Genomic DNA, 24,277 nt, shown 5'->3' on the forward strand with positions numbered 1-24,277 from the left:
CAATAACTTCATGATCAACCGGGGCGGAGGCGGGCCGGGGCGGAGGCGGGTCAGCGCGGGAAGTAGCGGTCCAGCAGGTCGGTGCGGAACTTCCCGGTCGGGTCGAGGCGGGTCAGCAGCGCCGTGAAGTCGGCGTGCCGGGGGTAACGGGCGGCCAGCTCGGTCGGGTCGGTGACGAAGACCTTGCCCCAGTGCGGCCGGGGCGCGAACGGCGCCAGGCGCTCCTCCACCTCGGCGAGCACCGGCAGCACCGCGGCGGCATCGTCGACCCAGGTGAAGTGGACCACGAAGCTGTCCCGCCCGTGGTTGGGGCTGAGCCACAGCTCGTCGGCAGCCACCGTCCGCAGCTCGCAGACCTGCAACACCGGAGCGATCAGGTGCGCCACCTCGGCCAGCGCGGCGAGCGCCTCGGCCGCCGCCGTACGCGGCAGGTGGTATTCGGATTGCAGCTCGTCACCGCTGCTCGGGGTGAAGCCGAGCTTGAAGTGCGGCAACCGCTCGTGCCACGGACCCGGGACACCGAGCTGCGGGGTGCAGTTCTCCGCCGGCATGCCGAGCACCGGGTGTCGCGGCTGGTCGGCGGCCGTGGTGCCGAGCCAGTCCGCCTCCGGCGGAGGCTGGTCCGCGAGCTGCTTGCGCCACACCTCGCGCAGGCGCGGCGTACGCCAGTCGGTGAACACGCTCACGCTGTACGCCGAGTCGAACGCCTCGTCCAGCGCCTCGGCAGCAAGGTCGAGGCGCACGTACTGGCGCAGCTCGAACGCCGGCACCAGGTCCAGGGTGACCCGGGTGACCAGGCCGAGCGCGCCGAGCCCGACCACCATGCCGGCGAACGCGTCGCCGTCGGTGTCGCGGTCCACGCGCGTCAGCTCCCCGTCGGCGGTGACCAGCTCCAGGGCGGCGACCGAGGTGGCCAGGTTGCCGTGGGCGGGGCCGGAGCCGTGGGTGGCGGTGGCCACCGCGCCGGCGACCGAGATGTGCGGGAGCGAGGCGAGGTTGGCCAGCGCGTACCCCTGCGTGTGCAGGTGTTGGGCGACGTCGCCGTAGCGCAGCGCCCCGGCGACGGTGACCCGCCCGCGCTCGGCGTCGACCTCGATGGTCGGGGGCAGGCCGGCGAGCGAGACCAGGTCTCCGGTGGTGTCACCGAGCCGGTTGAAGGAGTGTCCGGTGCCCACCGCGCGGATCCGGGAGCTGCCGGCGACCAGCCGGCGCACCTCGTCGACGGTGGTGGGGCGGTGGAACTGCCGGGCGGCGTAGCGCACGTTGCCGGCCCAGTTACGGCGGGGCACGTCGGTGCTCGACGTCAGGTGCTGGTCCTGCGCGGTCATGCGGGGCTCTCCCGATCGGTGGACTGATGGTCGGCCAACGCGGCGACGAGGGCGCCCAGAACCGTATCCGTCTGGAGCGTGCCGTAACCACGTTGGGCGATCGGCAGACCGGCGGCCACGGCGCGTTCGATCTCACCCCGGGCCGCCTGCCGGGTCGCCGCGTCCCCGGACAGCAGGGCGTCCTGTCCCCGTCGGATCAACCGGTCGACCCGGTCCATCCGATAGCCGCGCAGGCCGACGGGCAGGTCCGGGGCGGCGAACGCGGCGCGGCGCAGAGCGAGCAGGTCGACGAAACGGTCCCCGGCGCAGCGGGTGAGCGCGGCGGCCACCTGCTCGGGCTGCTCCCGGACCTGGTCGAAGACGAGCAGCTCGATGGCCGGCCGGCCGTCGATCGGGTGGCGGGCGGTGACCGGCTCGAACGTCACCCCCGCGGCGGGCACCAGCAGCAGGCGCGGCGGCGTCGAGTAGCCGTCGCGGCGGGGCGGCTCGTCGAGGACCAGCGCGTCGACCTCGGCCCACACGATCTCCCGGCGCAGACCGGGCCGCCGGATGCTGAGCCCGTCCGGGGTGATCCCGAAGCGGAACGGCCGCAGCGCGCTGACCAGCGCCACCGCGCCGAGCGCGATCGCGCCCACGGCGATGATCGTCCGTAACAGGGCGCCGTCGCTGGGAAAGGCCAACAAGAGCACCCCACCGAGTACGCACGCCAGGGCGAGCATCCGGGCCCCCCGGCTCCGGCGCAGCTCCACGCTCGGACCCCCGTTCATGACCGTGGCGTCGGTCCCCGCATCCTCCGGCAGACCGGGCGCTACGGACACCGGACGATCGGGCACGGTTGTTCTCGTCATCGTCGGGGAACCCTACGCGCATGAGCAGCTACCGTGATCCGGCCCCGCGGGGCGACGTCTTCCCCTCGGAGGAGGAGCTGGACCCGACCGGCAGCGCGGTCGAGCCGACCAGCGCCCCGCCCGGCACCCGGTTGTCGAGCCACCCGTCACCCACACCGGGCCCCCGTCCGACGCCGGCCCCCGCGCCCGCGCCGACGCCCGTACCGGCGCCCGGTCCACCGCCGCGCGAACCCGCCGCCGGGCCACTGTCGATCGTGACGCGACACCTGGACGGCTCGGTCGAGGTGGTCACCGACCTCGACGGGGACGGCCTCGCCGACGTCGTCCAGATCGACGTGGACGGCGACGGCGTACCGGACATCACCTATGTGGACAGCGACCGTGACGGGCGGCTGGACACCGTGCTGCGCGACACGGGCCGCCACGCCCACCACCGCGCCTGACGCCACGGCCGGGACCAGGCTCAGAGGTTGGCCATGACCTCGCTGGCCACCAGGTCGAGATGGTCCAGGTCGGTCAGGTCCAGCACCTGGAGATAGAGCCGCTGGCTGCCGATCTTCGCGTACCGGCCGATGGTCTCCAGGACCTCGTCGGGCGTACCGGCGAGGCCGTTCGCCCGCAGCTCGTCCGGTTCGCGGCCGATGGCGGCGGCCCGGCGGGCCACCTCGGCGTCGTCGCGCCCGCAGCAGAGGACCAGGGCGTTGGACCACACCAGGTCGCCCGGGTCCCGACCGATCTCGGCGCACGCCGCGCGGACCCGTTCGAACTGCGCGGCCGAGTCCGACACCGAGGCGAACGGCAGGTTGAACTCGTCGGCGTAGCGGGCGGCCAGCCGGGGCGTACGCTTCGGGCCCATTCCGCCGAGCAGGATCGGCGGGCGGGGCTGCTGCACCGGCTTGGGCAGGGCCGGGGAGTCGCTCACCGGGTAGTACCGGCCGGCGTGGTCGAACCGCTCCCCCGCCGGCGTGGACCACAGCCCGGTGATGACGGCGAGTTGCTCCTCCAGCCGGTCGAACCGCTCACCCAGCGCCGGGAACGGAATGCCGTACGCGGTGTGTTCGTCGGCGTACCAGCCGGTGCCGATGCCCAGCTCCACCCGGCCGCCGCTCATCTGGTCGACCTGCGCCACGGTGATCGCCAGCGGACCGGGCAGCCGGAACGTGGCGGCGGTCATCAGCGTGCCGAGCCGGATGCGGGTGGTGTCGCGGGCCAGGCCGGCGAGCGTGGTCCACGCGTCGGTGGGGCCGGGGTCGCCGCTTCCCGCGCCCATCCTGAGGTAGTGGTCGGACCGGAAGAACGCGCCGAAGCCGGCGTCCTCGGCGCGGCGGGCCACCGCGAGCAACTGGTCGTAGGTGGCACCCTGCTGGGGCTCGGTGAAGATCCGCAGTTCCATGGTCCGAGCATAGGTAGCCACTCCCGGCGTCGCTCCGGGACCGCCCGGCCTGGTCACATACGTTTACCGACATACGAACCGCCGGCTCTGGACCCGGCACCTGGACGACCTGCGACCACACCTCGACAGTCAGGAGCAGTAGATGGACCGCGAGAGCTTCCACCCCACCCCGGCCGCGGACGTGCGTGCCGAGCACACCGACGGCGGCGCGACACTGGTCTTCGTCCGCGACCTGCGGCACCCACCCGCCGCTGTCTGGACGGCGCTGACCGAGCCGGCGCAGCTCGCGCAGTGGGCACCGTTCCTCGCCGACCGCGACCTCGCCAGCACCGGCGCCGCCGTGCTCACCCTGATCGACGGCGAGACCACAGCGGAGCAGCCGGCGACGGTACGACGGGCCGAGCCGCCGCACCTGCTCGAGTACACCTGGGGCGACGGCCTGCTGCGCTGGGAGCTGGCCCCACTGGGCACCGGCACCCGGCTCACCCTGCGCCACGGCGTCGCCGACCCGGCCATGCTGCCGATGGTCGCCGCCGGCTGGCACCTCTGCCTCGACGTGGCCGAGCGGCTGCTCGACGGCGACCCGGTCGGCCCGATCCGGGGCGCCGAGGCAAAGAACTTCGGCTGGGCCGAGTTGCGCGACACGTACGCCGAGCGGTTCGGCGAGAGCTGAGCGGGCCCCGCCGGCCTGCGCCGGCGAGGGCCCGCGGTGGCGGTCGTACGCCGCCGGACCGATCAGACGTACGGCGGAGTGGCATACGCCGCTCGCAGTGCGGCCAGCCCGGTCGCCTTCGGGGTCAGGGTGCCCCAGCCCGAGTTGAAGTAGTTGGTCCGGGCGATCCACGGCGCGCCCTCGGCGTTGAGCTGGACGATGGCTGCCGGCACGGTCGCGATCCAGGCGGCCTGGTTGGGGATCTCGGCCACCCGTACCCCCCATTCGGCGATCAGCACCGGACGGGACAGGGCCACCGGGCCGAGGTCGGCCACCGCCCAGTCCTTCGTCCTGCGGAAACGGGCCAGCGCGGTGTGGCTGGCATTGGTGGCGTAGGCATTCCACTGCAGGAAGTCCAGCCGCGCCATCAGCTCCTCCGGGTGGATGCGCCGGAAGCAGTCCCGGTTGAAGCCGGCGATTCCCACCGAGAAGGTCGTCCCCCCTGGCAGTGTGCGCGCCTTGAACCAGGTGAGGATGTAGTTGACGGCCTGCACGGCGCGGGCATCGGACTGCGCCCAGGTGTACGCCACACCAGCCTCGGTGGTGCCGAACTCGTGGTCGGTGTCGAACTCCGAGGCGAGCTGGATGTTCACCCCGAAGCCGAGCGTGCGGTACTGGGACAGGGCACGCGCGAACAACCCGTCGCACTGGCCGTTGACGACCTGTCCGTACCCGTACGCCTTCGGCCAGGTGGTGCCGGATCGCTGCTGGATGGTCATCGACGGCGCCGGCACGGTGTAGGTGGTGCCGTCCACGGTAAAGGTCTGCGGCCCGTCCGGGGCGCCGTAGTGCTTCAGCTCCAGGACCATGTTCATCATCACCCCGGCCTTGCCGAGGGTGATCAGCCAGGGCCGGTTGTAGCCGGGGAAGATGTACCCGTCGGCGAAGCTGCGGTACTGGGTCAGCGAGCGGAAGTTGCCGCCTGCCATGTCGGCGGTCGGGTCGGCGCCGCCGGACAGGTAGTAGCCGCCGAGCACCGGTTGGCGGCGGATCGTGTAGTCCGCGGTTGCGGTGGCGGTGTGGCCGCCAGCGTCCCGCACCGAAACGGTGACGCGGGCCATCACGCCACCGACCGGTACACGGCGACGGCGCCGTTGTCGGAGACCCGGGCCCAGGCGCGCCCGGAGTCATCGGTGACGGTCAGGGTGAGCGGGTCGATGACCACGGTGGTCTTGACCGGCGCGCTGCTGTTGCCCTTCGCGTCGGTGATCACGATGGTGACGGTCAGCGGTTGGGTGTCGGCATCGGAGTAGGTGACGGTCAGCAGCATCTGTTGTCCCGGTGTGAAGACCGATCCGTTCAGCGCTGCGGTCACGGTGGGAGTGGCCATGTCGGACCCTCTCTGATTGGTCGCCGGAGCGGGGCGCGGTTGAGCGACGCCGGGCCCGGCGATGGTGCACGGATGTGCAAGAGGAAGGCGGGACGATGCGTGGCCCGAGGCGACGCCTGAAGGTCCCGATAGGCGGTGGCACTGCTGCGGGCGCCCGTAGCGGTGTCGGCGGCAGCCGTGGCCGGGCCGTAGACGTCGGCTGGCGGGCTACGCCGTGTCGGCCGCGTCGGCGGGGCCGGGCTGGGTGGTGGCCTCGTCGTGCGGACGATGCTGTCCGCACCGGGCCGTGGGATTCGGATGCGTGGCTCGCTATCTGTACCCTTCCCACCTGCCCTAACAGTGCTCTACCAGGGGCTTTGCCGTCTTGTCAGGTTGGCGACACTGCACGCCGCCGCCCCGGCGGCGGACCCGGCCGGTGACCTGCGCGACCGTTGGACACTGCGGCGCGGCGTACGGCGAAGGCGCGGACACATTCGTAAACTTGGGCCGCAACTCGGCTGGATTGTGACGGTTTCCGCTGCGGATACCATGCGGTCGTCTCCGTCAGGCGCGACCCGAAAAGGTGCCGAGTGCTCAGGACGGCGAGAAGAGTCAGCACGACGATGAGCATCTGGCGGCAGGGCCTCTGGCGGTATCGCCTGACCACCGCCGGCGTCGGCCTGGCGGTCCTGAGCGCGGCGACCGCGGCACAGAGCCCACCGCTGGCGCTCAGCGTCGCGGCGGCCACAGCCGGTGTCCTGGTGTCGACGCTGGAGATCCTCGCCAACCGTCGGCGGACCCGACAGTTCCGCTTCCACCCCCGCGACGGCGACGACTACCGGGACGTCGCCGAGCAGGTCTCCGGCCCGAAGCGGGTCCTGACGAGCGCCCACAGCACAGGCGTCGTCCCCACCGCCGAGAGTGCTCGCCTACGCGGCCAGCGAATCCGCTGCGTCGTGTCGCCGACGAGCTACGTCCTCGGACGGGACCTGCGGCGCTGGTCGTTCGACTTCCTGGCCCGGCACGCCCGCACGGCCACCATGTACAACGGGGCGGCGCTGGGCCTCGCCGACGACCTGCCCACCGGCGCCGACGATCCGGTGGTCACGCTGCGACCGGCGCAGTACTTCGACTTCTTCTGCAGCAACCTCCTCGCCCCCTACGACGTCTACGAGGCGGGCCGGGACACCCTCGCCATGCGCGGGCGGGACCTGCTCCTCGACCATCGCAAGCGGCTGCGCAGTTTCGCGGACAGCCGGCTGGCGAACGTCGTGGGAATCTCCACGGTGGCCTTCACCATCGACGGGCGGCTCCTGCTCGTCGCGCAGACCAGGGACAACGTGGGCAGCCCCGGGCTCATCGCCCCCTCCGGGTCCGGTTCACTGGAGCCGCAGGACGCGGCGGCCACGGTCGCCGCGCCCAGCCTCCAGGAGGTCATCGTCGCCGGCGCGCTGCGGGAGCTGCGCGAGGAGTGCCACCTCGAACCACACGAGATCGCCGAGAGCGCGGTCCTCGGCTTCGGGCGCTGGATGAGCCGCGGTGGCATGCCCGAGTTCTGCACCGTCACCCTGCTCAAGGTCACCGCCGAGCAGGTGCTGCGCCGGGCCGTCCGCTGGAACGAGCGGCCGTACGTGGGTGAGGTGCTGGCGGTGCACGTCCCACCCACCACCGAGTGGGACCCGGACGCCCCACTGGCGCTGCTGCCGGCCGAGAACAGGCACAGCGCCTCGTGGCCGCTGGCGTTCAGCCTGTCCTGCCTCACGGACTGCATGACCGACGAGACGTGGCCGCAGCGTGCCGCCCTGACGGCCGTCGTCGACCAGTGACGGGTGACCGGTCCCCCGAAAGGGGTGACCCGGGGTGGCGTACACCCGACGCCTTCGTCAGCGGGCCGTGCCCCGCACGCCCCAGGCGCGCGCGGTGAGCCGGATCGAGCCGTCCGGCTCGATCGGCAGTCGGGCGGCCAGCAGGTCCCGCAACGCCTCCCGCTCCGGCTCGCCCAGCGAGGTGACGTACGACGGTGCGCTGCCCTGGCCCCCGAGGAACGGCCGCCAGTAGTCGGCGAAGTCGGCGAAGACCGTGGGTACGTCCACCGGCCGGACCGACACCTCCGCCAGACCGGCGTCCACCCACAGCTCCCGCAGGGCGTCCGGCCCGGCCACCGTGCCGCGATTCGCCTCGTCCCGCGCAGCCGAGGCCGGGTCGAGCTGCGTGGCGGCGGCCCAGAAGTGCCGCATCATGGCCATGCCCTCCGCGTAGTCCCACACGTACGCGGCCACCTCCCCCGCCGGCCGGACGACCCGGGCGAACTCGGCCACCGCCCGCGCCGGCTCGGGCACGAAGTTGAGCGTCAGCCCGCTGACCACCACGTCGACGGTGCGGTCGGGTATCGGCAGCGCACGGGCGTCGCCGACGTGGAAGCCCGCTCGGGCGTCCTCGACGCGGGCGCGCGCCTGGGCGATGAAGCCCGCCGAGGGGTCGATGCCGGTGACCCGGGCGGGATTCGCCTCGACGAGGACCGTCGAGGTCAACGCGCCGGTGCCGCAGCCCACATCCAGCCAGTGCCGCCCGGGTGGCACGCCGAGTCCGCGCACGAAGTCGGCCGCGACCAGCCGACTCCACCGACCCACGTACGCCTCGTACGCGTCACCGTCCGCCCACACCGGGTGCGCCATTCCGGCACCATACGACAGGCGGGACGGCCCCCACGGCCCAGACGCTCAGTCGAGATGGTCCCCGGGTGCCGTCTGGAGCAGCCACGCCAGCGGCATCCGCGCGCACTCCTCGTACGACCCGTCACCACCCAGCCGGTGCAGCGTGACCGTCTGCGCGCCGTCGCGGTCCACCACCCAGTACTGCGGAATGCCCGCCGACGCGTACTCGCGGACCTTGGTGACCGAGTCCATCGCCTCCGAGCCGGGCGAGACGATCTCCACCACGAGCACGATCTCCGTCACCGCGGCCCAGACGCTGCGGCTCGGTGGCTTGCGCCACACGCTGAGGTAGGCCACCTCCTGACGCTCGGGGAGGGAAACCTGGACATCGCCGCGCGACGGAGGTGGCTAGTGTCGAGCCATGTCGCTGAGTCCGGACGACGTCGAGGTGTTCGAGCGCTCCCGAGCCCGCCTGGAGGCGATCGCCTACCGGCTGCTGGGCTCGACCAGCGACGCCGAGGACGCGGTCCAGGACACGTTCCTGCGCTGGCAGGCCGCCGACCGGGAGCACGTCGAGACGCCGCAGGCGTGGCTGACGAGGGTGCTCACCAACCTGTGCCTCAATCAGCTCACCTCGGCGCGCGCCCGGCGGGAGACCTATGTGGGCACCTGGCTGCCCGAGCCGGTCCTCGCCGGGGACCGGATGCTCGGCCCGGTCGACTCCGTCGAGCAGCGCGAATCGGTCTCGATGGCGGTGCTCACCCTCATGGAGAGGCTGTCGCCGAACGAGCGCGCGGTGTACGTGCTGCGCGAGGCGTTCGGCTACGCGCACGGCGAGATCGCCGAGATCCTCGGCGTCACCGAGGCGAACTGCCAGCAGCTCTACCGGCGCGCCAGGCAGCACGTAGGCGCCGACCGGGTTCGCGCCGAGGTCGACGGCGCCGCCGCGCGGAAGATCGTGACGGAGTTCCTCACGGCTGCCAACAGCGGCGAGGTCCAGCGGCTGGTGCAGTTGTTGACCGACGACGCGACGAGCGTCGGTGACGGCGGCGGCAAGGTCCCGGCCCGGACCACGCCGGTCGCCGGCGCGCTGGCGGTGGCGAAGTTCCTGCGTGGCCTGTTCCGGCCGAGCGACGTCAAACGGAACCTGGTGGGCGGCAGTCCCGCGCTCTACGCCGAGGTCGTCAACGGCGGCCCGGCGGTGGTGGTGGTGACCGACGGCCGGGTCGTCGGCGTCATGTCCCTGGAAGTGACACCCGAGGGTGTCGCGGCCATCCACACCCAGGTCAACCCGGACAAGCTCGAACGCGCCACCCGCCAGTGGTCCGCCGCCGAGCACGGGGAACCGCTCCTGCACGTCTGGTGACCCAGGTCATAGCCGACTCCTGTCAGCAATCACGTCGCTGTCCGGTTCAGGAGGTGACCACCCACCGAGACAGGAGCGCCACCATGAAGCACCGCATCGTCGTCCTCGGGGCCGGATACGCCGGAGCCATCGCCGCCGGTCGTCTCGCCAAGCGCCTGCACCCGGACGACACCGAGATCACCGTCGTCAACGCCGACTCCGACTTCGTCGAGCGGGTCCGCATGCACCAGCTCGCCACCGGGCAGGACCTCAAGCGCCGCGAGCTGAGCGAGGTGTACGCGGGCACCGGCGTGCGGGTCCGCCTCGCCCGGGTCACCGCCGTCGATGTCGAGCTCCGGACCGTCGCGGTTACCGACGAGCGTGGCGCCGACGAGATCGCGTACGACACTCTCGTCTACGCCCTCGGCAGCGCCGCCGCCGACCACGGCGTGCCCGGCGTCGCCGAGCACGCGTACGACGTCTCCGGCCGGCCGTCGGCGCTGCGGTTGCGCGACCGCCTCGCCCACCTCGCGGCCGGCGGGACCGTGCTCGTCGTCGGCGGGGGCCTCACCGGCCTCGAAGCGGCCACCGAGATCGCCGAGGCCCGCCCCGACCTCGACGTCGCGATCGCCGCCCGCGGCGGCCTCGGCGACTGGCTCAACGTGAAGGCGCGACAGCACCTGCGGGGCGTCTGCGACCGGCTCGGCATCACCGTCCACGAGCACACCGACATCGCCCGGGTGGAGGCGAACGGGGCGGTCACCGGCGACGGTCGGACCATCCCGGCCCAGGTGACAGTGTGGACGGCCGGCTTCGCCGTCCATCCCATCGCCGCGGCCACGACCCTGACGGTCGCGGCCACCGGTCAGATCCTCGTCGACGACACGATGCGCTCCGTGTCGCATCCCGACGTGTACGCCGTCGGCGACGCCGGACTCGCCGCCGGGCCGGGCGGCAGGCCGCTGCGGATGTCCTGCGCCTCGGGAACCCCGATGGCCTGGCAGGCGGCCGACGCCATCGCCGCGCGCCTGACCGGTCGGACGAGGATCCCGAAGGCCCCGCTGCGCTACTTCAACCAGTGCATCAGCCTCGGCCGCCGCGACGGCATCATCCAGTATGTGACCGCCGACGACCGCGCCAAGCCGGCCCTGCTCACGGGGAAATTGGCGGCCCGCTACAAGGAGGTCGTCTGCAAGGGCGCGGCGTGGAGCATTGCCCACCCGATCTTCTACCCGGTGCGCCGCCGCCGCGTCGCCACGACGCGATCGAAGACCGCCGCTGCCGTTTCGTGACCGGGTGAATCTCAGGAGAACGTGCGCCCTGCCCAGGTACGGAAGTCGGTGAGGGGCAGGCCGAGCGCCCGGGCGATCTCCGGGCGGGCGGGGCTGCCGTTCTCGTTGATCCGCTCGACCGCGTTGACCATGGCCGGGAGCAGGCCGCGCTCGACCGCCTCCTGGGGGGTGAGCACGGGCGCGGCGATCGTCCGGCCGGTGACCTCGCTGAGGATCGCCGCGACCTCGGTCATGGTGAGCAGGTCGCCGGCGAGTTCGACGTCCAAGCCGTCGAACTTCTCCGGGTTCGTGAACGCGGTCGCCGCGGCCTCGCCGATGTCGTCGACGGCGATCCAGGGAAGCCGCGCGTCCGCGGCGAACCCGGTGATGATCGTGCCGCTGGACCAGTCGCCGAAGAGGTAGGACCAGCCGACGAGGTTCTCCATGAAGGTCGAGGGCAGGAGCACGGTCCAGTGCGCGAAGCCGCCGGTACGCACCATCTCGTCGATGGCCGCCTTGCTCTCCCAGTAGTGCCTCTCCCAACGCCCCTCAGCCCAGCCGGGCTGGCTGCGGTGAAAGTCACCGGCACCGGAGACGCTGCTGTGCACGACGTGCGACACACCGGCCCTGCGCGCCGCCTCGACGACGTTGCGGCCGCGGGTCAGCTCGGCGTCGCCTTGCAGGTTCGCCACGTCGGGGTACGGGATCGAGAAGAGGCCGTCCATCCCCTCGGCCGCGGCGACGAGCGACGCCGCATCGTCCAGGTCACCCCTGACCAGTTCCGCGCCCCGCTTCAGCAGGGCCTGGGCGTTCTCGGCGCCGGGGTCGCGGACCAGGGCACGAACCGCGACGCCACGGTCGAGCAGCGCTCGGGCGGTGGCCCCGCCCTGCTTGCCGGTCGCGCCGATGACAAGAACAGCCATGATTGCCTCCCAAGGAAGTGGGGCATCCCCCCACTTCTCGTCGGCTACGATATGGGGGACCACCCCACTTTGGCAACGGCGGGCCCATGCGAGCGGACGCACAACGCAACTACGACCTCATCGTGAAGGCGGCCACCGAGGCGACCGCCCGTGACGGCGCGTACGCGTCGCTGGAGGAGATCGCCCGATCCGCCGGGGTGGGTTCGGCGACCCTGCACCGGCACTTCCCCTCCCGCTGGTCCCTGCTCCAGGCCGTCTTCCAGACCTGCGTCCGCAACCTCGCCGGCCGCGCCGAGGACCTGCTGGCCGAGCCGGACGCTCACGTCGCCCTCACCACCTGGCTGCGAGAGGTCACCGTGTACGCCACGACGACCCGCGGCCTGGCGGTGACGCTGCTGAACGCGCCGCCCGAGGAGAACGACACCTGCGGCGCGACGCTCACCGCGGCGGGCGAGAAGCTGTTGCGCCGAGCCGCCGACCAGGGGTCCGTACGCGCGGACGTCGTCATGGCTGACCTGATGACCCTCGCCAACGCGATCTCACTCGCCGCCCAGCCGGCAGACGCCGCGAAGGCGGAACGACTCCTGACCCTCGCCCTGGCGGGAATCCAGCCACCCGAACGGTGATCCCACGGACGGGACCGCTGACGGCGGGTTGACGCCGTCAGCGATCCGCGGGGCCGTCGCACCCTCGCTGGCGATGCCTCAGTGCTCGGTGGCGCACAGCGCCGTTTCGACGCTTTCGTTCACGTCGGCGAGCATCTGCTCACCGGTCGGCAGGGCGGTCACCGCGACGACGGCGCTGCGGCCGTCCCTGGTGACGAGGTTGCGAGTCTCGAAGCCCTGGATGTCGCCGCCGTGGCCCCAGGCGTCGCCGCCGCAGGGCAGCTCGTGCCGGGCGATGCCCAGCCCGTACGCGTACTCGCCGGTCGGCTCGAAGCCGGGCGCGGGGACCGTCGTCATCATTGCCGCCTGCTGCGCCGGCTTGAGCAGCCTGCCACCGACGAGCGCCTCGAAGAAGGTCCGCAGCTCGTCCGGGGTCGACACCAGTTGGCCGGCGGCCCAGCCCAGGGACGGGTCCATCTCGGTGACGTCCACCCACTCCGCGCCCGGGGCCACCGCGACATAGCCGCGCGGGTGCGTGCCCCGGAGGCGCTGCTCGCCGACGCCCGGCCAGTACGTGTCGCGCAGACCGAGCGGCCGGATGACGCGGTTGGTGATCTCCTCGCCGATGGGTCGTTCGGTGACCTGCTCGACGATGAGCCCGGCGAGGACGTAGTTGGTGTTGCTGTACTCCCACTTCGCGCCGGGCGTGAAGTGCGGGGCGTTCGTGAGCGCGGCGTCGACCAGCCGGCGCGGCTGGTAGTACGAGTGACTCTTGTCGACGAGGTCCTGCGGCTTGGTGAACAGCACGTCGTCGTAGTCGGGCAGGCCGCTCGTCTGCTGCAACAGCTGGCGTACGGTGATTGTGCGGCCGTCGTTGCCGTTGCCCCGCACGACGCCGGGCAGGTAGTGCTCGACCGTGGCGTCCAGGTCGATGCGCCCCTCCCCCACCAATTGCAGGACGACCACCGCGGTGAAGGTCTTGGTGTTGCTGCCGATGCGGACCTGGCCGTCGCGGGGAACGGGGCCGGCGGTGTAGTCGCGGACCCGCCCGTCGGCCCCCCGGACGGAGGCGAGCACGCCGGGGAAGCCGTCCTCGCTGACCAGCCGGTCCAGGTGCCGCTGCACGGTGTCTCGTGGGCCGGCGGGCCGACCGGTCTCGGCGGCGGCGAACGCCGGAGGGCCGGTCAGGACGGCGGCGGCGGCCAACGCCCCGGCGGCGACCCGCATGGTCCGACGACGGCGGGTGGAGGGAGGGGCTTGCAGGGGCATGATGAACTCCTCGCTAGCGGAACGCTTGATGCCACCAATGGTTCAAGAATTCCGAAACCGGGACGATCCCTCCTGCTGCCCTCCTCGGGTACAGCCTGCGCTACCCCGACTCAGCCGCCGCTCGCGCCCCGGATCTTCGCCAGCGCTGCGGCGAGCTCGGCGTCGGTGAGCGCGCCGCGCTCGTGTTGCCGGGTCAGCGCGTGGACGTCCCGCCGCTGGTCGGCGGTGGGGCCACCACTGCCGCTCCGGAGCCCGCCGAGACGGACGGCCGGGCTCGTCGTACCGGCATCGGGGGTCACGGTCCGCGCAGGCCCACCGGCCTGCGCGGCGTGCCGGGGTCGCGCGTCGCGGTGGTACGCCCGCAGCGTCGTCAGGATCTCGTCGTAGTGCTCCGGCCAGGTGGCCAGCCGTCCCAGTTCCGGCCGGAACGTGAAGGGCCGCAGCAGGTCACCACGTTGCAGCGCGGTCTGGACCGAGATACCGTCCGTCCGCTCGATGGTGATCGCGGAGCGGCCCATGTCCAGACCCGCGATGGTGGCGATGCCACTGTGGATGTCGGCCACCGATTCCCACGGCACAGTGGCGGTGCGCAGCAGGGTCCGGGACCGGATGCCGTCCTCGCTGACGTAGACGCCGAGCATCGCCTGCCGCACGGCGACGGCGAGGCAGACGGCCAGCCACACCTCGAAGAGGACCGCCAGCGGCGTCGGCACCCACGGCTCGCGCACGACCACGATCGCCAGGACCGGCGCTACCACTGCCGCCACGACCAGCCCCAGCATCGCGAAGGCGGTCGCGGAGTCGAGAGAGTACGGACGCTGCCATCTCCTCATGCCGCCATGGTGACCGGCTGCGTCCAACCGCCGTCACCGGTCGGCGCGGAGCCCGTCGCGGCAAGCCGTCAGGGCCGGGAGGATTCCAGCTCGCGACGAGTGAGGGCGGCCCGCAACAGCAGCCCCTCGGCGGCCAGGTTCTCCCGCCCGCCCTGCTCACGGTCGATCGCACACACCACCGTTTCGAGCACCGCGCCGCCGGCGCGCAGGAGCCGGCACGACGCCAGCAGCGCACCCCCGGTCGTGACCACGTCCTCGATCACCACGACGCGCCGGCCGTCCACCGGGCCGCCCTCGGCCGCCTTGCCGGTGCCGTACTCCTTGGCCTGCTTGCGCACGAAGACCGTGGGCAGCCCGGTCAGCTGCGACATGACTGTGGCGATCGGGATCCCGCCCATCTCCATGCCCGCCAGCACGTCGCACTCCGGCAGCAGGGCGACCATCGCCTCGGCCACGTCACGCAACAGACCGGGCTGCCCCTCGAACAGATACTTGTCGAAGTACTCGGGGCTCACCTGCCCGGACCGCAGTCGGAACGACCCGGTCAGGTGGCAGGCTTCGTACACACGACGCGCAAGCGAGGACGGCACGCCCTCAGCCTCGCATCCCTACCGACGCGGTCAGTACCTGACCCCGTCGGCGAGGAAGGGCGACGCTGGGCTCGGGCGGCCGTCCACTGTCGCGCCCGCGAAGGCGAGGCTCGGCGCGAGGAACCGGTTGTTGTCGGCCGGGAAGTTGAGCGCCGGCGCCGACACCTCGTCGAGTCGCGCCGTCTGCTCCGGCGACAACCGCACGTCGACGGCGGCCAGATTGGCCTTGAGCTGGTCGAGGCGCCGGGCCCCGATCAGCACCGAGGACACGCCCGGTCGGGCGCCGACCCAGGCCAGCGCCGCCGCTGCCGGTGTCACCCCGGCGTCGGCAGCTACCTCGTGCAGGACGTCGATCACCTGCCAGTCGCGCTCCGCCGGGCCGCCGACCAGGGCCGCACGCGCCGTGTCCACGTTGCTGTTGCCACGGGCGAACTTGCCGGAGAGCCAACCGCTCTTCAGCGGACTCCAGGGGAGTACGCCGAGGCCGTGCTCGGCCGCCATCGGGATCAGCTCCCCCTCGACCGTGCGTTCGAGCAACGAGTACTCGAGCTGCATGGCGATGGCCGGCGTCCAACCGCGGAAGTGCGCGACGACCTGCGCCTCGGCGGCCTTCCAGGCGGGCAGGTCCGACAGACCGACGTAGCGGATCTTGCCGGCCGTGACGAGGTCGTCGAGCGCACGCAACGTCTCTTCGACGGGTACGCCCCGGTCCCAGTTGTGCAGCCAGTAGATGTCCAGGTAGTCGGTGCGCAGCCGGCGCAGCGACTCCTCGGCCTGGGCGACAATTGCCTTGCGGCCTGCGCCACCGCCGTTCGGATCTCCGGGGAACAGGTTGCCGAAGAACTTCGAGCCGAGGACGATCCGGTCCCGCAGGCCGGGCCGGGCGGCCAGGTAGTCGCCGATGATCTTCTCGGAGTGGCCGTTGGTGTAGAGGTTGGCGGTGTCGATGGAGTTGCCGCCACGTTCCAGGTACTCGGTGATCATCGCTTCGGACTCGGCGACCGGGGCGCCCCAGCCGTGGTCCTCGCCGAAAGTCATCGCACCCAGGGTGTACGGGCTGATGCGCAGGCCGGAGCGGCCCAGTGTGACGAAACTGTTGAGTGGCATGCGTCCAGTGCACACCCGCCGACCCCGCATCGAGTAGATCGATGCTGCCACTGCGTTGCCTGATCCTGCCAAACTCGGCAGGATGGGTTCCATGAGCGCGCTGCCCGAGATCCGTGACCTGGTGCGGCGCCACGTCGGCCGCCCCACACCGACCGGCCTCGTCCTGCATCGCAGCGACGCCCCCACCGAGCCCATGCCCGGCCAGTCCGAACCGATCTTCGCGCTTGTCGCACAGGGTGCGAAACACGCCGTGCTGGGCGACCGCGTCTTCTCGTACGGCGCCGGGCAGTTCGTCGTCGCGTCCCTGGAGCTGCCGGTGATCGCCCACGTCAGCGAGGCCAACCCCGCCGAGCCGTACCTGGTGCTGGGCCTCGCACTGCGTCCGCCGCTGATCGCGGACCTGCTGTTGGATGCGCCGCCGGGACGCGGCGAGCCGGCGGCGGGCATCGCGGTCAGCGCCGCGAGCGACGACCTGCTCGACGCGGTGGTACGGCTGCTGCGCCTGCTCGACCGCCCCGACGACCAGCGCGTGCTCTGGGCCGGCGTGGAACGCGAACTCGTCTGGCGGCTGCTGACCAGCGAGCAGGGCGGCACGGTCCGGCAGATCGGGGTGGCCGACGGCAACGTCGTGCAGATCGAGCGGGCGATTCGCTGGATCCGTGAGCACCACGCGGACCTGTTCCGCGTCGAGGACGTGGCGCGCGTCGCCGGGATGAGCGTGACCTCGCTGCACCGCCACTTCCGGGCGGCCACGACGATGACGCCGATCCAGTTCCAGAAGGTGATCCGACTCCAGGAGGCGCGAGCGCGGCTGCTGGCCGAGCCCGGTGACGTGGCGGCCGTCGGATTCGCGGTCGGCTACGAGAGCGCCTCACAGTTCAGCCGTGAGTACCGTCGACTGTTCGGGCTGCCGCCGGGCAAGGACGCCGCCCGCCTCTCCCGACTCGATTCAGCACAGCTCGCCGACGTGTGACGATGTCGAAAACAGGAAGACCCGCTCCGCGTCGACCCGGTAGGTCGACGCGGAACGGGGTCGTCGGCCTACCCGCTAGAACCCGCCCCACTGGTAGGCCCTGCATCTCCAGGTCTTCCCGCCGTTGTACGAGACGCAGAACACGATGACCTTCCCGAGGAAGGGAACCCCGAAGGTGACGATGTGGGTCGTCTTCTTCACGTAGGGAACGCCCGACTTCTCGGCGACGTCGCTCAGCGCCCACCCGGGGTCGGGTCCCTCCACTGTCGCCACCCGACGCAGCGACTCGACGTCCTTACCGTCGAGGAGCATCTCGATCTCCTCCGCCGTGGGTTCGGCGTCGCCGGTCAACGTCTCCACCGCGTACGGCCCTTCGGCGGCGATCCCGCCGTTGGCCTTCTCGAAGGCCGCCTTCATTCCGCCGAGCGTGGTGTCGCCGTCGAGGTCCAGGGTGAGAGTCTGGTCGCCGCGACGCGACAGGACGCATTCCCAGAAGGACTTGCCCGAGCCCATGCACATGGTCAGGCACCACTCCCGGCCTTCCGGCGTGGACGAGGCGAAGAGCAGGGACGACGTCGCGGTCCCACTGTCACCCCTGCCGTCGTACACGCCGTCGGCGAGGTCGGCCATGGTCGTGTCGAGGATGTCCCGGCCGCCGGACATCGCGCCCAGGACCTTGACGCCGTCGACCTCTTTGCCGGCGACGAGCGCGGCGAGCTGGTCGGCGCTGAGATCCCGACCCCCGGTGTCGACGGCCAGCACCGTGTCCAGATCGCCGACGGGCCGACCGGTCAGGTCCTCCAACTGTCGCAGCATGATCCCGGGAGCACCGGGCTGGTCGGTGACAGTCGTGCGGGCCGTGTCGTCGGCAGCCTGCGAGGGAGCGTACGAGCCCACCAGCGCGACGACCACTGCCGCGGTGACGATGATGACGCGCCTGGTGATGTCCCGCAGAGCTGCCGGGATCGTACGGGCTACCAGCGGCATGTGACCACCACGCCCAGGCCGTTGGGAGAGGGTCCCCAGCCGCAGTGCCTGTCGATCCACTCACCGATCTCGCCGATCGTGTCCCCGACCCACGAGAGCGCCGCCTTGATCGCGCCCCAGAAGCTGAAGTAGACGACAGTCGTCTCGGGTGTGCCGCCGGCCTCGTCGATGATGTCCTTCGCCGACAGGGCGGCATCCGGCTTGTCGATGGTCTTCAGCACGCGTACGCCTGTGGTGTCCTTGCCGGCCAGCAGCGCCTCGACCTGCTCCGGGGTCCGCTCCTTGCCGTCGTCGACCGCCACGATCGCGCGGTCGACCAGCACGTCGCCGCTGCCGGTGACGGCCTGGGCGATCGCGGCGACCTCGCCCATCGTGAGCTCGTTGCCGAGCGCGGGACCGGTGAACCGCCGGACCGAGACGGTGCCGGACGGGTCGACCCAGATCTCGTCGGCCACGATCCTGTCGTCCGCCCCGAACGGGTCCCAGGCGTACGTCCACTGCCCGGCGACGCAGCGGAACCGACCGTGCTCCCGACCCTCGGGTTCGGTCTCGGTGCGGACGATCCCGCCGCGCTCGTCGACGTACTGCACCACACAGTCGGTGCCCCTGGTTGGCGGCTTGTCGGTCCGGGCCAGGGCGGCGGTGGAGGTGGCCAGCACCAACCCGCCGACCACCCCGACCACCGCGAGGTTGCGTACCAAGCGACTCATCGAACACTCCGTTCCTAGCGAGCGAAACTGGTGCCCGAAGAGTGCCGGCACGCGCTGAAACGGCCCGGAAAGCGTGCGGAAAGCGCGGTGCGTCAGGACAGCCGGGTGACGTCGAGCTGTTCGAGGTCGGCGCGGAGCGAGTCGGCGTCGGCGTCGCCGAGGTCGTCAAGGATGCTCAGGGCGCGGCGCCACGCGGCACGGGCGGCGCCCAGGTCGGCGAGGGCCCGGTGGCTGCCGCCCAGATTGACGTACGTGCTCGCCACCGCGTACCGGTCGTGGACCTGCGCGAAGAGTTCGAGGGCGTGCTCGTAGCAGGTGATCGCCCGCCGGTCGTCGCCGAGCTGGTGATGGGCGTGGCCGAGGCTGTCCCACGTGTCGGCCTGCCCCTGCACGTCGTCCACCTCCTGCAACATCCGCAGCGCCTCGCCGCACGCCTTGAGGGCACGGTGGTGGTTGCCGAGCAGCCCTTCCTGCCAGCCGACCGCGTTGAGGGTGTACCCCTGCCCGGCCCGGTTTCCGGCCCTCCGGAACAGCGTCAGCGCCCGCTTGGAGTGGCCGAGCGCCTGGTGGTGCTGCCCCTGCCGCTCCGCGAGCTGACCGAGGTTGAGGCAGGTGTGTGCTCGCCCGGCGTCGTCGTCGACATCGGTGAACAGGTCGAGCGCGCGTCGCAGGTGGTCGTCCGCCTCGTCGTACCGCCGGAGTCGAGAGCAGGCGAGACCGAGGCTGCGGTGGGCGTGGCCCTGCCCGGCCCGGTCGCCGATGCGCGACGCGGCGGCGAGAGCGATCCGCTGTGTGCCGAGCCAGTCCTGCCAGTGCCCCTGCCGGTGCAGGAAACCGGCGATGGCCCAGGCGAGTCGCCAGGCGTGTCCCTCGAACCCGGACCGCGCCGCGAGTGGTACGGCGGCGAGCAGAACGGGGATCTCGGCGGTGAACCACGCCGTGGCGGCCGACTTGTTCCTCGGATGCTCCGGCGTCACGTCGGCCCGGGGCGGCGGAAGGCTGATCTCGCTGAAGTGCGGGTGCAGTGCGAGGTCCGCGGCGTGTGCGGCGCACAGGCAGTGGTCGAGAAGCCGGTGTACGGCGTCCTGTCGGTCGGCCGGGAACTCCGCCTCGTCGGCGAGGCTTGCGGCGTACGCGCGCAGCAGGTCGTGGAACGCGTACCGCCGGTGGGTGTGCTCGGTGAGGAGGTTCGCCCGGGTCAGCTCGGTGAGCAGGGGGCCGATCGCCGCCGGGGTGACGCCGGCGAGGCTGGCCACGGCCGGGGCGGCGGCGTCCGGGCCGGGATGCAGGCTCAGCAGCCGGAACAGCCGGGCCGCGGGCGGGCTGAGTGTGCGGCACGACCAGGAGAACACCGCCCGGACGTCGGTGGCCTCGTCGCCTCCGTGGAAGGCGTTCAGGTCACCCAACTCACCGGCGACCGCGGCCAGCGAGAAGCGCCTGTTGGTGGCGGCTCGGGCCGCGACGATGGCAAGCGCGAGGGGCAGCCGCGCGCAGCGGTCGGCGATGTCGTCGGCCGCGGCGGGTTCGGCGGCGACCTGGTGCGCCCCGAGCCGGCGGACCAGCATGTCGCGGGCTTCGTCGGGGCTCAGCAGGTCGAGGATCACCGGCTGGGCGCTCTCGGTGACGACAAGCGGAGTGAGCTGGTCCCGGCTGGTGATGATCGCGAGGCAGTCGGGTGAGCCGGGCAGCAGCGGTCGGACCTGCTCGGCGTCGCGGGCGTTGTCCAACACCACAAGCAGACGCTTGCCGGCCACCGCCGTGCGGTACAGGCTGACCATCAGGTCCGGTTCGCTGGGCATCCGCGCCGCCGAGACGCCGAGCGCCTCCAGGAATCCGCGCAGCGCTCGCGTCGGTTCGGTAGGTGCGGCCGCCGGGTCGAAGCCGCGCAGGTTGACGTAGAGCTGGCCGTCGCGGAAGCGTTCGGCCGCGCGGTGCGCCCAGTGCACCGCGAGGGCGGTCTTGCCGACGCCCGCGGTGCCGGACACCACGACGGCGCCGCCCCGCTCGACGAGCGCGTCCAGAGCGGCGAGTTCCGCGTCACGCCCGGTGAACGTGGGTACGGGGGAAGGCAACTGCGCCGCCACCGCCACCACCCGTGCCGTCGCCACCGGGGCGGGCGCGGCGATGGCGGTGTCCTGGCGCAGAATGGCGCGCTCCAGATCCCGCAGCCGCGGGCTGGGGTCGATGCCGAGGTTGTCCCGCAGGGCATCGCGCAACCGCCGGTACGTGGTGACCGCCTCGCCCTGTCGGCCGTCCCGGTACAGGGCGAGCATCAACTGCGCGTGCAGGTGCTCGTCGAAGGGATGCTGCCGGACGAGACGCTCCAACCCGGGGACCAGCCGCGCGTGCTCGCCTGCCGACAGCCGGGCCTCGGCGAGCGCCCGTTCGGCCTCCAACCGCAGCCGTGCCAGGTGCTCGGCCTGCTCCTCGAGCCAGGCCGACCCGGCCACGTCGGCCAGCGGCGGTCCGCGCCACAGTGCCACCGCCTCGGTCAGGTGGGTCACCTGCTCGGTCCGATCCGTGGCGCGGCGGGCCAGTTCCAGGAGGTGTTCGGCGACCTGGACGTCCGTGGACTCCGGCCCGGTGTTGAGCAGATAGCCGGGCCGACGCGCCACGATCGATCCGGGCTCGCCGAGCACCCCGCGCAGGTAGGAGACGTGGCGCTGGAGCGTGTTCTCCGCGGTGGCCGGCAGGCGCTCGCCCCAGACCACGTCGATGAGCCGGTCGACGCTCACGACCCGACCCACGTGCAGCGCCAACGTCGCCAGTACCGCCTTGCGACGCAGCCCGTTCACCGCCTGCGGGCCGTCGGCGGCGACCACCTCCACCGGGCCGAGCAGCCGGACGCGTACCCCCGCGCCAGCCATCGACATCACCGAATCAGGCTAGTTCCGCAGCCCGCGGGCTCGACCTGTTCGTCGCGCAATGGACACGACGCCGGATCTGTCCGTTGTCGTCAGGCGGTGTACCTGCCGTTGCGGGTGTCGCCGGACGTACCCCCTCGCGGCCGCGGGCCGGCAGGCAAGGCCACGCAGGCGTACCGCCGTTTGTGACGTCGTTCGTCATCGACCCTGTTCGCTCGGCACCGACACTCCCGTCCCGCGCAGGGTGTCGTAGGGATGGCAGCCGTACGCCTCGCGATACGCCTGCGCGAACCGCCCGGGATGGGTCCAGCCCCAGCGGCGGGCCGTCTCCGCCACCGTCTGGCCCGGTTTGGCGTGTTGCAGATCCCAGTGCGCCTGGCGTAATCGGACGGCACGCAGGAACGCCATCGGCGTCTGCCCGTGGTAGCGCTGGAACGCGGCCTGTAACGCGCGTTGGCTGACCTCACAGGCTTCGGCGATCCGGCCCACGGTCAACGGTGCCGCCGCGTGTGCCTCGATGAACTCGGCCGCCCGACGCACGATCGCCCGGCCGACACCCGCCTGGCCGGGCAGATAGTTGATGGTCATGGTGGTGTTCGGGAACACCGCGACGGCGGTTGTCGCCACCATCTCCACGAGGCCGGCCCGGGCCAGCGGACTGGCCACCACCGCGCTGATGGCGAGTTGTCGCCGGGCGAACGCCGTCACCGACTGCCAGAGCAGGGCCATCGCCGGGGAGAGCGGCGCCATCGTGGTGAACTGGAAGTTCGCGGCGGGCAGGCCGGTTCGGAGGGAGGCGGCCGCCGCGACCCGTTGCATCGGCAGCCGGACGACGACCGACGCCAGGTCGTCGACGAGATGGACGGCGTCCACCTCCGGGTATCGACCGGTCGTACCGGGCCCGAGGCGCAGTTCCTCGCCGTCGGTGCGGACGGCGTACCGGCCGTGCGTCACGCTCACGGCGGCGAAGTCGGGATAGGGCAACGACTCGGTGCGGTTGCGCATGGTGTACCGGGTCTCACCAATCTCCAAGTCGTCGGCGCGCAGTGTGGCCCGTCGGTAACGGAACCGAGCGGGTGGACCGGAGATCCGGACGCGGTGTTCTCCGAAACGGAGCGCGATCAGGTGATGTGCACGTTCTGGGTCATCGGTCTCGACAATGTCTCGGGTAACAGGCTCCTGCCCGTCAGGGTTCCCCGTCCACGGCATGGGCAGTCACCTCCGTCGGGCCGTCAATCCGGCCCGATCTGATTGAACGTGTCACACAGTGGTTCGCAACGGCCTGTCGAAGACTTCCGGGACATCGGCGGCGGCATCCACCGCTGGTACGACACGCCGAGCCGTCGACCCGAGCCGGTTCCCGTACCGGGCTGGCCGATTCGCGAATGACGGGTCGCGGAACGGTTTCCTGTCAGGTAACAATCAAGTCGATCAGTTGCCTCTTTTGAGAGCGCCGGGGCAGTCCATAGAGGTGAGTGGACTGTTCTTGACATTGTGGTTACGTGTTTCCGTTCCCGAAACTGTCTGGTTCACGACTCCTCGGCAGACACGGTGGAGTCCGTCCACCGCACCTAGCCTCTGCCTGACCGAGCCACTCATCCTGGCCCGGCCCAGTCGGCCGGCCGATCGGGGTTACGCGACGATGCGACCCCGGTCGGCCGGTCTTGCGCCCGGCGGAACGACGGGCGCGAGCAACCCGTCGACCATGTTCGGGGAGGAAACCCATGGGGCGCTTCGAGGCGGCGGTGGCCACGGCCACCGCCGGGACGCCGCAGCAACGACCCAATGTGGAGGTGCCGAGGTGAACGCCGACACGGCGACCGTGTACCGGGTCCGGGGCAACCGGGTCGCCTGGCGTGCGGCCGGCGACGAGACCGTGCTGCTCGACATCCGGCAGTCCGTCTACCTGGCCCTGGACCGTTCGGCCGCGATGCTGTGGCCGCACCTGATGGCCGGAGCCACCGCAACCGAGCTGGCCAAGGTGCTTGCCGAACAGGGGTCGGTCGAGCTCGAGCGGGCCGTCGCCGACGTGCACGCGTTCCTCGCCGAGCTGGACGCCATCGACCTCATCGAACACCTGTGACGCGCAGCGGGGGCGTGCCGGTCCCGCCGGCCTGATCAGCGCAGCCAGCCCTGCGGGGCCGGGTGCCGCAGGATCTCCGCCAACCCGTGCCGGTGCGGGTCCGGGTCGCCGTCGAGCCAGGCGTGTGCGTGGAAGCCGGCAGCCGGGTCGCTGACCCCGATGACCACGGTCCGCGCCACCCCTCGCTCGGCGAACCAGCGCTGTCGTACCAGCGCGCTCTCCAGACAGTTGCCGCCGCTGCGGCGCAGCGCCCCGCGGACCAGCGTGTCGGTTCCGCCGGCCGGGGGCGCGGCGAGGCGCACCGCGCCCAGTCCACCCCTGGCGAGTTGGCGACGCACTCGCCGACAGGCCAGCATCGTCCACGCGACCAGGGCCACGCCCCGCGGCCCGTGCCCACGGATCAGCCGGGCCATGGCGCCCGGACCGACGGTCAGCACGCTCCCTTGCCGGGACGAGCGTGGCATCGGACCTAC

Annotated in this window: 25 protein-coding genes; 8 read left to right on the forward strand and 17 right to left on the reverse strand. The window is 71.9% G+C overall.

Annotation, left to right across the window (positions count from 1 at the left end; genetic code table 11):
• Positions 1-50: 50 nt before the first annotated feature.
• The gene (locus AB0K10_RS14650) at positions 51-1,328 is read right to left on the reverse strand and encodes an FAD-binding protein (protein ID WP_363683464.1); all 1,278 of its coding nucleotides are present in this window, start codon (positions 1,326-1,328) and stop codon (positions 51-53) included.
• Positions 1,325-2,176: a hypothetical protein gene (locus tag AB0K10_RS14655; protein WP_363683466.1), complete on the reverse strand. Its 852-nt coding sequence runs from the start codon at positions 2,174-2,176 to the stop codon at positions 1,325-1,327. Before AB0K10_RS14655 ends, AB0K10_RS14650 begins: the two co-directional genes overlap by 4 nt.
• A 20-nt stretch (positions 2,177-2,196) precedes the next feature.
• Between AB0K10_RS14655 and AB0K10_RS14660 the strand changes: the two genes are divergently transcribed.
• On the forward strand, positions 2,197-2,619 hold the full coding sequence (locus AB0K10_RS14660) for a hypothetical protein (RefSeq protein WP_363683468.1): 423 nt from the start codon (positions 2,197-2,199) through the stop codon (positions 2,617-2,619).
• A gap of 20 nt (positions 2,620-2,639) precedes the next feature.
• Here the strand turns inward: AB0K10_RS14660 and AB0K10_RS14665 are convergent, their stop codons facing one another.
• A complete protein-coding gene (locus AB0K10_RS14665) occupies positions 2,640-3,569 on the reverse strand; it encodes an LLM class F420-dependent oxidoreductase (RefSeq protein WP_363683470.1) in 930 nt (309 codons plus the stop codon).
• A gap of 142 nt (positions 3,570-3,711) precedes the next feature.
• Here AB0K10_RS14665 and AB0K10_RS14670 point away from each other — a divergent pair, with 142 nt between their 5' ends.
• Entirely contained in the window at positions 3,712-4,242 is a 531-nt protein-coding gene (locus AB0K10_RS14670) for an SRPBCC family protein (RefSeq protein ID WP_363683472.1), read from the forward strand.
• A gap of 62 nt (positions 4,243-4,304) precedes the next feature.
• On the opposite strand, the gene AB0K10_RS14675 is transcribed toward AB0K10_RS14670, so the two are convergent.
• On the reverse strand, positions 4,305-5,342 hold the full coding sequence (locus AB0K10_RS14675) for a hypothetical protein (protein WP_363683474.1): 1,038 nt from the start codon (positions 5,340-5,342) through the stop codon (positions 4,305-4,307).
• Positions 5,342-5,611: a hypothetical protein gene (locus AB0K10_RS14680; RefSeq protein WP_363683476.1), complete on the reverse strand. Its 270-nt coding sequence runs from the start codon at positions 5,609-5,611 to the stop codon at positions 5,342-5,344. The genes AB0K10_RS14675 and AB0K10_RS14680 overlap by 1 nt, the downstream gene beginning before the upstream one ends.
• 602 nt (positions 5,612-6,213) lie before the next feature.
• Between AB0K10_RS14680 and AB0K10_RS14685 the strand changes: the two genes are divergently transcribed.
• Positions 6,214-7,416: a hypothetical protein gene (locus AB0K10_RS14685; protein ID WP_363683478.1), complete on the forward strand. Its 1,203-nt coding sequence runs from the start codon at positions 6,214-6,216 to the stop codon at positions 7,414-7,416.
• Positions 7,417-7,473: 57 nt separating this feature from the next.
• Here AB0K10_RS14685 and AB0K10_RS14690 read toward each other — a convergent pair whose 3' ends face one another.
• Both AB0K10_RS14690 and AB0K10_RS14695 read right to left on the reverse strand, forming a co-directional pair.
• Entirely contained in the window at positions 7,474-8,265 is a 792-nt protein-coding gene (locus AB0K10_RS14690; protein WP_363683480.1) for a methyltransferase domain-containing protein, read from the reverse strand.
• Between the two features lie 45 nt (positions 8,266-8,310).
• On the reverse strand, positions 8,311-8,601 hold the full coding sequence (locus AB0K10_RS14695) for a Uma2 family endonuclease (RefSeq protein WP_363683482.1): 291 nt from the start codon (positions 8,599-8,601) through the stop codon (positions 8,311-8,313).
• A gap of 64 nt (positions 8,602-8,665) precedes the next feature.
• On the opposite strand from AB0K10_RS14695, the gene AB0K10_RS14700 reads away from it, so the two are divergent.
• Positions 8,666-9,610: an RNA polymerase sigma-70 factor gene (locus tag AB0K10_RS14700; protein WP_363683484.1), complete on the forward strand. Its 945-nt coding sequence runs from the start codon at positions 8,666-8,668 to the stop codon at positions 9,608-9,610.
• 83 nt (positions 9,611-9,693) lie between these two features.
• The gene (locus AB0K10_RS14705; RefSeq protein ID WP_363683486.1) at positions 9,694-10,881 is read left to right on the forward strand and encodes an FAD-dependent oxidoreductase; all 1,188 of its coding nucleotides are present in this window, start codon (positions 9,694-9,696) and stop codon (positions 10,879-10,881) included.
• A gap of 11 nt (positions 10,882-10,892) precedes the next feature.
• Here AB0K10_RS14705 and AB0K10_RS14710 read toward each other — a convergent pair whose 3' ends face one another.
• Positions 10,893-11,783, reverse strand: coding sequence for an NmrA/HSCARG family protein (locus AB0K10_RS14710; RefSeq protein WP_363683488.1), 891 nt, complete (start codon positions 11,781-11,783; stop codon positions 10,893-10,895).
• A gap of 86 nt (positions 11,784-11,869) precedes the next feature.
• Here AB0K10_RS14710 and AB0K10_RS14715 point away from each other — a divergent pair, with 86 nt between their 5' ends.
• On the forward strand, positions 11,870-12,409 hold the full coding sequence (locus AB0K10_RS14715) for a helix-turn-helix domain-containing protein (protein ID WP_363683490.1): 540 nt from the start codon (positions 11,870-11,872) through the stop codon (positions 12,407-12,409).
• A 78-nt stretch (positions 12,410-12,487) separates the two neighbouring features.
• Here the strand turns inward: AB0K10_RS14715 and AB0K10_RS14720 are convergent, their stop codons facing one another.
• From AB0K10_RS14720 to AB0K10_RS14735, 4 genes are all read right to left on the reverse strand, one after another.
• The gene (locus AB0K10_RS14720; protein WP_363683644.1) at positions 12,488-13,615 is read right to left on the reverse strand and encodes a serine hydrolase domain-containing protein; all 1,128 of its coding nucleotides are present in this window, start codon (positions 13,613-13,615) and stop codon (positions 12,488-12,490) included.
• A gap of 152 nt (positions 13,616-13,767) precedes the next feature.
• Entirely contained in the window at positions 13,768-14,490 is a 723-nt protein-coding gene (locus AB0K10_RS14725; RefSeq protein WP_363683492.1) for a PH domain-containing protein, read from the reverse strand.
• A gap of 68 nt (positions 14,491-14,558) precedes the next feature.
• Positions 14,559-15,080 carry an orotate phosphoribosyltransferase gene (gene pyrE / locus AB0K10_RS14730; RefSeq protein WP_363683494.1) on the reverse strand — a complete coding sequence of 174 codons (522 nt, stop codon included), beginning with the start codon at positions 15,078-15,080 and terminating at the stop codon, positions 14,559-14,561.
• A gap of 30 nt (positions 15,081-15,110) precedes the next feature.
• Positions 15,111-16,187 (reverse strand): aldo/keto reductase, encoded by a 1,077-nt coding sequence (locus AB0K10_RS14735; RefSeq protein WP_363683496.1) that lies wholly within the window; start codon positions 16,185-16,187, stop codon positions 15,111-15,113.
• Positions 16,188-16,278: 91 nt separating this feature from the next.
• Between AB0K10_RS14735 and AB0K10_RS14740 the strand changes: the two genes are divergently transcribed.
• Positions 16,279-17,160, forward strand: coding sequence for an AraC family transcriptional regulator (locus AB0K10_RS14740; RefSeq protein ID WP_363683498.1), 882 nt, complete (start codon positions 16,279-16,281; stop codon positions 17,158-17,160).
• Positions 17,161-17,235: 75 nt separating this feature from the next.
• On the opposite strand, the gene AB0K10_RS14745 is transcribed toward AB0K10_RS14740, so the two are convergent.
• From AB0K10_RS14745 to AB0K10_RS14760, 4 genes are all read right to left on the reverse strand, one after another.
• A complete protein-coding gene (locus AB0K10_RS14745; RefSeq protein WP_363683500.1) occupies positions 17,236-18,147 on the reverse strand; it encodes a hypothetical protein in 912 nt (303 codons plus the stop codon).
• Positions 18,135-18,857: a hypothetical protein gene (locus AB0K10_RS14750; RefSeq protein WP_363683502.1), complete on the reverse strand. Its 723-nt coding sequence runs from the start codon at positions 18,855-18,857 to the stop codon at positions 18,135-18,137. Before AB0K10_RS14750 ends, AB0K10_RS14745 begins: the two co-directional genes overlap by 13 nt.
• Positions 18,858-18,949: 92 nt before the next feature.
• Positions 18,950-21,730 carry a BTAD domain-containing putative transcriptional regulator gene (locus tag AB0K10_RS14755; RefSeq protein WP_363683646.1) on the reverse strand — a complete coding sequence of 927 codons (2,781 nt, stop codon included), beginning with the start codon at positions 21,728-21,730 and terminating at the stop codon, positions 18,950-18,952.
• A gap of 189 nt (positions 21,731-21,919) precedes the next feature.
• Entirely contained in the window at positions 21,920-22,753 is an 834-nt protein-coding gene (locus AB0K10_RS14760; RefSeq protein WP_363683504.1) for a helix-turn-helix transcriptional regulator, read from the reverse strand.
• A gap of 769 nt (positions 22,754-23,522) precedes the next feature.
• On the opposite strand from AB0K10_RS14760, the gene AB0K10_RS14765 reads away from it, so the two are divergent.
• The gene (locus AB0K10_RS14765) at positions 23,523-23,804 is read left to right on the forward strand and encodes a PqqD family protein (protein ID WP_363683506.1); all 282 of its coding nucleotides are present in this window, start codon (positions 23,523-23,525) and stop codon (positions 23,802-23,804) included.
• 35 nt (positions 23,805-23,839) lie between these two features.
• On the opposite strand, the gene AB0K10_RS14770 is transcribed toward AB0K10_RS14765, so the two are convergent.
• A complete protein-coding gene (locus AB0K10_RS14770; protein ID WP_363683508.1) occupies positions 23,840-24,268 on the reverse strand; it encodes a lasso peptide biosynthesis protein in 429 nt (142 codons plus the stop codon).
• Positions 24,269-24,277: the final 9 nt, after the last annotated feature.

This window comes from Micromonospora sp. NPDC049274 (assembly GCF_040678875.1).
Lineage (GTDB): Bacteria > Actinomycetota > Actinomycetes > Mycobacteriales > Micromonosporaceae > Micromonospora.